Below are 7,173 nucleotides of genomic sequence, written 5' to 3' on the forward strand. Positions count from 1 at the left end.
AAAGTTTCCTTTGATGAGGGATTTCCACGCTTCACGCGCGGGGTTCGGTTGAGCCTCGTTCGGCATTGGTTTGTTTGGTGTGGCAGGGCGGGCAGAGACACTTCAGATTGCCCAGGTCGTACGCGAGTTCCGGCGCCTGCCTCACCGGGGTTTCGTGGTGAACTTCGAGGCGGCCGCGAGCGCCGCAGCGCGTACACATGAAGCCGTCGCGCCGCTTGGCGGCCAGGCGCAGCGCTTGCCATGCTGCCGAGCGATAGATTGAATATCCGGCGCGGCCATTTTTCATGCCCATGTCGGAGCCCTCGACTGCTTTGAGGTCCGGGCAGCGCGGCGCGCGCCCTCCGATATGGCAAGAATGGCAGCGGCAGCGGCATCGATGCGGCCGAGCGAGCGGGCTTTCGCCAGTTTGTGGTTCCCTGCCGGGTCGACCAGCGTGATCGCATCCGAGAACGCCGAGCGCAGCAAGAGGCTTGGGAGCGTCTTTACGTGCCCATCAAACAGGGCGCGGCGGAATCGCTCGATATCTTCGGAGCCGTCCTTCCATCCGAAACCGCGCCAGATGAACGGCACGCGAAGGTTTGCCTTCGCCATTGCCTCGACAAACTCGGCATGGCGGAATCTGTCACCCACGACACAAGAGATCGTTGCGCCGCCTGCCCGGTTCACGACTTCTGCGAGCCAGGGACCTGGCGGCACGGTGTTATCGCCCATCGTGACAAGCTCGCCACGTTCCTTCATGTCCACGTAGCGGCTGGAGACGCCATCAGAGGCGCCGCGATCGGCAAGGGAAGGAACGGCCGGGAACGTGCCCACGGCCTCCAGGCGGCCCGTCTCGGGCCAGTAGAGCGCAGCTGCAGACATGGACCGCGAACCGCCCAGATCGACGCCAAGGATACAGGCACCAGCCCTTGCCGGCAGTTCGCTGACTTCGGCTGCCAACCATTCGTCGACAGTAATGAGGACGGAACGATTGTCGGCGCTGACACGCTCGTTGCGATTCAGATTGCGGAAAGAAGACAGCGCCGAGCCACCGCGGGCGATCGCGCGCCGGGCTTGCGCCTGCAGCCATTCCACGGAAGCGCCGATGCCTTCCACGGCCCCAGGATTGGCGACCAGCAGGCTTTCCGCGTCGTCGGCAGGAGAGCCATAGGCCGGACGGTGTTCCTGCACATACGTGCCCGGCGGAGGTGCATCGAGCCAACGGCTGAATGTGTTCGCGTCGTCGGGCGCCGACGTCGAGATGATCAGCGCCTTGCCGTTGCGCTTGCCCAGCCCGGACAAGATGGCGTTTTCCAACGCGTCGCCCTTTTCCCGCTCCCATGCCGCGCGCTCATCAAGGATGGCCATCGTCGGAGCGCCGCCCAGGACCGATCGACCGTCGGCCGCGATGCATCGGGCAAGCCCGCCGCTGGCGCCCTCGTATTCCACCTCCAGCCGGGAACCGCGTCGAATGGTGAACAGCGCCCGCTTGGCGCGGGGAAGGCGTTCGATGAAACCGACGAGGAAATTGAAAGCCGTCTTGGCCTGGTCACGGTTGCGCGCGGCGAGCAGGATTTCGCGTTTCGGTTGCTTGTCCCACTCGCCCATCACGGCGCCGAGCGCCAGGCCGGCCGCAAGCGCCGTCTTGGCATTGCCGCGACCGATCGAGAGTACGGCAACCATGTTTCCAGGATCGAGAGCGCCCCGAACGAACGTTTTCTGAAATTGCGCAAGCCTGAGCTTTTGCCCGGCCTTCGGTCCCTCTGGAATTTTGAGGGTCTCGAGGAAGGCAATGGCGGCCTCCGCTGGCGTCTTTTCCGCCATTTTTGCCTGAAAATGAGAAGACAACACTCCGGCCACCGGTCTGGCGCCTTTTGGGGTTCGAGGCATTGGAACCGCCCGTGCCATCAGTTCAGCACCTGCGACGCGTCTGGCGCGATGAAGTACCGGGTCAAACATGCGACGAGCAGGGCTTGCTCACGCTCGTTAGGAGCGCGTCCCATCTCCTCGGCGAATGCGATGACAGCCCGGCGGGTGCCCTCGATGATCTGCTCACGCGTGAAGGGAACGGTCCTCATGTTGGGGAGACCGTCACGCTGCATTCCAGCGTCCACCATGCGGTGGCGGGGTCTACGTCGACATGGGTGATCTGCCAGAACCGGTTCTCGATCTCGACGATGCCCGTCTCATCGGGCTCGACCGCAAGCGAGGAGGCGAGGACTTCGATGCTGGCGTGGTCGCGGGGAATGCCACGAATGCCCGCAGTGATTGGGTCGTAGGAGCCTCGGATCCCCTCGCATGCGTAAGGCGTCCAGGTGAAGACGGGCTCGTTGTATTCGTTGTAGTGGTCGACAGCGTTCTTCCAATAGATCGCCGCGCGCAGCGTGCCGGTCAGTGCCGCCGACACATCGTCTTTGAGGTCATCGAGGATTGAAGCCATCCACCGCCCGCCGCCGGCCCTAGGATTAATATCCTATTACCTGATGCGGACAGATAAGGCAACACTTATAGGAATGTGGTCCTAGTGGACAGTCGGGCGCACTTCTGGGCTCTCATCAATGTCGCGAGCCGCGCCGGGCTCGCCGATCACCTCCAGCAAGAGCTTGTTGTTGTGGTCGAGAATCTTGTTGCAAGCGCCCACGCCGCGCCGGTCGCCGAGCAGATAGCCGATGATGAATGCCAAGACGATGAAGGTGATCGAGATCATCATGCTGTGATCCCCTTTGCCGCTGCGTAGGCGTTCGCCGGCCTTTGTTGTTTCTCAAGGTAAGCCTTGGCCTCTGCCATTGGCATCAGCAGGATGTTCGGGTCTTCTCGCGCGGGCGTAGGAGTTAACCTTTCACCTCCAGAGCCATCTGAATTCGGCTCCTGTTCCTGCTCCTGTTCCTGCTCCTGATTAGGCATAGGCTTCGCCAAGGCTTCCGCAAAGGCTTTCGGTAAGGCTTCGGTAAAGGCTTTCGTCTTGCCCTTCAGAAAGGCTTTTGCCCGTTGAATTGTAAGGGTTTTCAGGTCGCCTTCGGGGATGAGGTCGAGACACGCCGCCCATGCTTTGACGACGTTCGGGCTCTCCGGCTGGTTGTATTTCAGGAAGTTCGGAAGGGCGATCACGGAGCCCTTTTCATCGTGCTCTGCCATACCCTTCGACAAGGCTTCTCCAAAGGCTTGCCGGAAGCCTTCCGGCGGCCATTCAAGCTCGGCTGCGAGCCCTGGCAAGGTCGCTCGCATGGCGCCAAGGGCGGTCATGTTCGGATGGGTCAGGATGAAGAAGAACGCGAGTTTTCCCTCATCGCTCAACCCCCGGAACTTCTCATCATTCCATATGCGGGTGTCGATCTTGCGGTATCTGGACATCGGTTCGCGTGCCCTTCCCTTTTATCGGCCGAGGACATGGAGCTTCTGCAACTCGACTGCCACGGCTTTGAGATCCAGGTCATACCGGGCGCCTGCAATGACGCGATTGGTTGCCCGCTCGAAGAGCTGGTACCCGCCGATGTTGTGGTCGCCGATGCTGCAGGTCGATTGCTTGATGTCGAAGCCGCTGTCCCTGGCGAGACGGCGAAGACGACGCTCTATGCTGGCGTCGTCGTTCATGCGGCCGCCCTTCCCGCCGTCGAGCGAAGGCCAAGCTTCTCGGCGATCGCGGACACAACAGCCAGTTTCCTGCCTCCGATCTCAACTGTTGGAATGTCGCCCCTTCGAGCCGCGTCGTAGGACGCATTTCGGGCCAGCCCGTAGAACAGCCTGCCGGCATCCGGGACTGAGATCGTGGGGCGGGATAGTGCTTCATCCAGTGTCATAATGCTGAGACCTTCATGGGTTGATTAAGTAGCAATCATACACATGTATCCCATTCTGGATTGACCCGCAACGTTTCGTGTGTATTTTTAACATGAAATTCGAATTGGGGACTGTGAAAAATGGCCAGGCCGAAGCTGGGCGACAGTGAGAGCAAGCGTCTCCAAATGGTAATCACGGAGGATGAGGTTGAGGCGATCGACCATTGGCAGCACGCGAATCGGGTGCCTTCCAGGTCGGAGGCAATCCGGCGCCTTTGCCAGATTGCGATGCGCTACGAGGCGCAAGAGAGCGACCTCATGAGCGCGCTAAGGAAAGTCGCGGAAGCGATGAAATCCACAACCGCCCTTTGGAGAGATCGGAAGAAATCAGGCGAAGCCGTAGACGAGGTAGAACTCCTGAAGGATGAGTATCGGAAGCTCTACAGGCGGACCAACATCCTGATGTACAGGGCGCAAGTCGGTCGCCTCCAAAGCTCGGCGCTCGCTCGAGGGGCAGACGTCAAGGAAGCGATGCGCCTTGCAGATGAGAAGCGGATCGAACTGGAAAGCTTGATTGCTGGGCTGGAGGAAAAGCACCAATGAAAGGCCACATTCGCGAGCGCAGCCCAGGCCACTGGGCAATCGTCCTCGACGTCGGTGAGATCGATCCGAAGACTGGCAAGAAAAAGCGGAAGTGGCACAGCTTCAAGGGAACGAAGCGCGAGGCGCAGAAAGAATGTTCCCGCCTCGTCACTGTCCTCGACCAAGGCCTCTATGTCGAGCCGACCAAACAGACCGTGGCCGAATTCCTTGACGAGTGGCTTGGCTTCATCAAACCGTCCGTGGCCCCGAAGACACATGAGCGGTATGCCGAGATTTGCCGCAAGGGACTGGCTCCGCTCATCGGCAATGTCATCCTGTCCAAGCTGAAGACGGACCGGATCGACGCCGCCTTCACCACCGCATTGACGGCTCCGCGTGTTGACCACCGCTCCAAGAAGGATGGCAACCAACGCGGGCCTCTGCCGCCGCTGGCGCCCCGCACGGTTCACCACTACCGCCGGGTGTTGGTCAAGGCGCTCGGCCAAGCCGTGACGTGGGAGAGGCTTTCTCGCAACCCAGCCCTAGCGACCACGCCGCCGAAGGTCGAGCGACAGAAGATGCTCGCCTATGACGTGGGCCAGACCGCGACACTGCTTGAAACCCTTCGGTCGACGCGAATGTTTATCCCGATCCTTTTGGCAGTGACGTGCGGGCTCCGTCGCGGTGAGATCCTGGCACTTCGCTGGCGCCATCTGGAGCTTGGCGACAATCGCCGGCAGATGTCGATCGAGGAGAGCGCCGAGCAGACCGCCGACGGCGTACGCTACAAAGAGCCGAAGAGCGGCCGGGCCAGGACAGTGGCGCTGTCGGCCAGCACCGTGGCTGAACTCAAGGCGCACCGCGTGCGGCAGGCCGAGGAACAGCTGCGCCTAGGCATTCGTCCTGACGGCGACAGCTTCGTTGTGGCCCAGGTCGACGGCCAGCCCCTACAACCCCGATCTCTCACGCATGAGTGGGTGCGCGTCCTTGGCAAGACGTCCCTGCCCCGCATCCGATTCCATGATCTTCGGCATACCCATGCCACGCAAATGCTTTCGGCCGGCGTTCACCCGAAGATTGCCAGCGAGCGCCTCGGGCATTCGAACATCGGGATAACATTGGATTTGTACAGCCATGTCATGCCAGGAATGCAGGCAGACGCTGCAGAGCAAGTTGACGTCGCGTTGCAGGCGGCTATAAGCGACAACCGAAAAGGCAAATAGTTGCAAAGTGCGTTGCAAACGGCTGAACAGCCAATTGCGAAATGTCAAAAAGCGCAATAATTGCAATTAGTTGGAGGGATGGCCGAGCGGTTTAAGGCACCGGTCTTGAAAACCGGCGTGGGCGCAAGTTCACCGTGGGTTCGAATCCCACTCCCTCCGCCAGATTTCTCGCATAACTATTAGAATGCGCTAATGCGATTCTCCATTCTCCTTTTTTGCCTGGGGGCCTTCTTCTGGGATTTCGCCGCCAACAATGGCGAATTCACCACTAGGCTTGGTATGCGAGTTGCCAACCTGATCCAGACGTCAGGGCTTTGACAGGTTCGGAGATCCTCCCCAGCCGTACGGGAATGGACAGGCACGCGATCGCTGGGCCCATCCGCCTCCAAACCAGCGATGAACTCGACTTCCTTGCCAGTGACTGCAAAATCGCGTCGAGGATCGTCCGATAGAGGCTTCGCCCTCTTCATCGATCTCGCTCCGCTTAATGCCAAGGGCCTTTGCGTCGGCGATCAGCTGTCAGTTCGTCGACCAAGATGACGTCGGCCTTCGTCGTCTCAGGGACCTTTGCGACCGCTAGCCGAGGCTTGACCCCGGGGAGGCTTCTCAACCGCTTGCTCAACGGACAGCCGCTCTTCCCGTAGCCGCGCCGTCTTGACAATCCGGCTTTGACGCTCCGCCTCAATCGCAATTTTAGCCTCACGATCGGCGCGCTCGAATCGTTCCTTGTCCACTCGTCTTCGGGTCATGGAAAGCCTCCGTTGGCTGACCGACCTTTGAATGTTGCCTCGCAGATAATGTTCCGTCGCAGGATCAGGTTAGGTCCCTGTGCGTGGCGGCACCTGATCGAGGAGTGTAATCTCATCAGTGGGTGATGGCAGTTCGCCATTTGGAGTCAGCTTGTCGACCGCCTCCGGCAAGTCTTTCGTGATCCTGGCAATCAGTTCATCGCGCGACAGGCCAGTTTGCATGGAAAGCGAGGTGAGAGTCTCCTCGTCTATCGCTGTTTCGACATCCTTCGGGTCGATCGGCTGGTTCGGGCCGGGACTGACCCACGAATCCACCTTCGACCCTGCTCCCGCATTCCTGAAGCGGTCGAGGATGTCCCCCAACGCCGTCCCCGAGACACTCTTGGATACCTGATCCAAGAGCCCGCCTTGAGGATTGTTCGGATCGGTATTTCTCGCACCGCGGATCAAGTCTCCGATCTTGTCGCGATTTTGATAGGCCAGAATGCCGAGCATGGCGACAGCCATTCTTCCAAGATTTGCCATTGGTTTTCCTCCCTAGGGTCACAAGGAGAAGGTTTCGTGCTGGCAAAGGTTCCACCTGTTCGGGTCGAGTAGAGCTTCCAATGCGTTCAGTCCGTCTCCAGCCGGAAATCCTGCAGCGAACCGTGCCGTAGATCCTCTTCGCCGCGCAAGTGCTTCACACGGCCAATGATGCCAGGCTTGACCCATTGCGTCGCCGGTCGCTTCATCCCCTGGGGCGCAGGCCCGGCATGCTCCTGGACACGCTTCCACAGCCGCTCGCGGATAGCCTGGCTGGAGTTGATGAAGGCCGAACCGACATAGCGGCCGGTTTTGCGATCGGCCATCAGGGCAAAGGCCGGC

Annotated in this window: 10 protein-coding genes, 1 tRNA gene and 1 pseudogene; 3 read left to right on the top strand and 9 right to left on the bottom strand. The window is 60.3% G+C overall.

Features of this window, described 5'->3' with window-relative positions:
* Positions 1–31: 31 nt before the first annotated feature.
* The 7 genes from AB4Z43_RS32950 to AB4Z43_RS32980 all read right to left on the bottom strand — a co-directional run bounded on the left by AB4Z43_RS32950 (position 32) and on the right by AB4Z43_RS32980 (position 3,570).
* Positions 32–292: an HNH endonuclease gene (locus tag AB4Z43_RS32950; protein ID WP_441940890.1), complete on the bottom strand. Its 261-nt coding sequence runs from the start codon at positions 290–292 to the stop codon at positions 32–34.
* Entirely contained in the window at positions 283–1,839 is a 1,557-nt protein-coding gene (locus AB4Z43_RS32955) for a terminase large subunit domain-containing protein (RefSeq protein WP_441940892.1), read from the bottom strand. The genes AB4Z43_RS32950 and AB4Z43_RS32955 overlap by 10 nt, the downstream gene beginning before the upstream one ends.
* Before the next feature lie 47 nt (positions 1,840–1,886).
* Positions 1,887–2,081: a hypothetical protein gene (locus AB4Z43_RS32960; protein ID WP_441940894.1), complete on the bottom strand. Its 195-nt coding sequence runs from the start codon at positions 2,079–2,081 to the stop codon at positions 1,887–1,889.
* Positions 2,054–2,419 (bottom strand): hypothetical protein, encoded by a 366-nt coding sequence (locus tag AB4Z43_RS32965; protein ID WP_441940896.1) that lies wholly within the window; start codon positions 2,417–2,419, stop codon positions 2,054–2,056. Before AB4Z43_RS32965 ends, AB4Z43_RS32960 begins: the two co-directional genes overlap by 28 nt.
* 81 nt (positions 2,420–2,500) lie before the next feature.
* Complete coding sequence (locus AB4Z43_RS32970) at positions 2,501–2,689, bottom strand: hypothetical protein (protein ID WP_441940897.1); 189 nt, start codon at positions 2,687–2,689, stop codon at positions 2,501–2,503.
* Complete coding sequence (locus AB4Z43_RS32975) at positions 2,686–3,330, bottom strand: hypothetical protein (RefSeq protein WP_441940899.1); 645 nt, start codon at positions 3,328–3,330, stop codon at positions 2,686–2,688. The genes AB4Z43_RS32970 and AB4Z43_RS32975 overlap by 4 nt, the downstream gene beginning before the upstream one ends.
* Before the next feature lie 21 nt (positions 3,331–3,351).
* On the bottom strand, positions 3,352–3,570 hold the full coding sequence (locus AB4Z43_RS32980) for a hypothetical protein (protein ID WP_441940901.1): 219 nt from the start codon (positions 3,568–3,570) through the stop codon (positions 3,352–3,354).
* Positions 3,571–3,896: 326 nt separating this feature from the next.
* On the opposite strand from AB4Z43_RS32980, the gene AB4Z43_RS32985 reads away from it, so the two are divergent.
* The 3 genes from AB4Z43_RS32985 (at position 3,897) to AB4Z43_RS32995 (ending at position 5,722) form a co-directional block, all read left to right on the top strand.
* Positions 3,897–4,358 (top strand): hypothetical protein, encoded by a 462-nt coding sequence (locus tag AB4Z43_RS32985; protein WP_441940902.1) that lies wholly within the window; start codon positions 3,897–3,899, stop codon positions 4,356–4,358.
* Positions 4,355–5,560: a tyrosine-type recombinase/integrase gene (locus tag AB4Z43_RS32990; protein ID WP_441940903.1), complete on the top strand. Its 1,206-nt coding sequence runs from the start codon at positions 4,355–4,357 to the stop codon at positions 5,558–5,560. Before AB4Z43_RS32985 ends, AB4Z43_RS32990 begins: the two co-directional genes overlap by 4 nt.
* A gap of 72 nt (positions 5,561–5,632) precedes the next feature.
* Positions 5,633–5,722, top strand: a tRNA-Ser gene (locus AB4Z43_RS32995).
* 656 nt (positions 5,723–6,378) lie between these two features.
* Here AB4Z43_RS32995 and AB4Z43_RS33000 read toward each other — a convergent pair.
* Both AB4Z43_RS33000 and AB4Z43_RS33005 read right to left on the bottom strand, forming a co-directional pair.
* Positions 6,379–6,834 carry a YidB family protein gene (locus AB4Z43_RS33000; protein WP_064982390.1) on the bottom strand — a complete coding sequence of 152 codons (456 nt, stop codon included), beginning with the start codon at positions 6,832–6,834 and terminating at the stop codon, positions 6,379–6,381.
* 86 nt (positions 6,835–6,920) lie between these two features.
* Positions 6,921–7,173, bottom strand: a pseudogene (locus AB4Z43_RS33005) (ATP-dependent DNA ligase); the annotation flags it as partial.

Origin of the sequence: Mesorhizobium sp. 2RAF45 (assembly GCF_052115225.1) — a bacterium.
Classification (GTDB): Bacteria; Pseudomonadota; Alphaproteobacteria; order Rhizobiales; family Rhizobiaceae; genus Mesorhizobium; species Mesorhizobium jarvisii.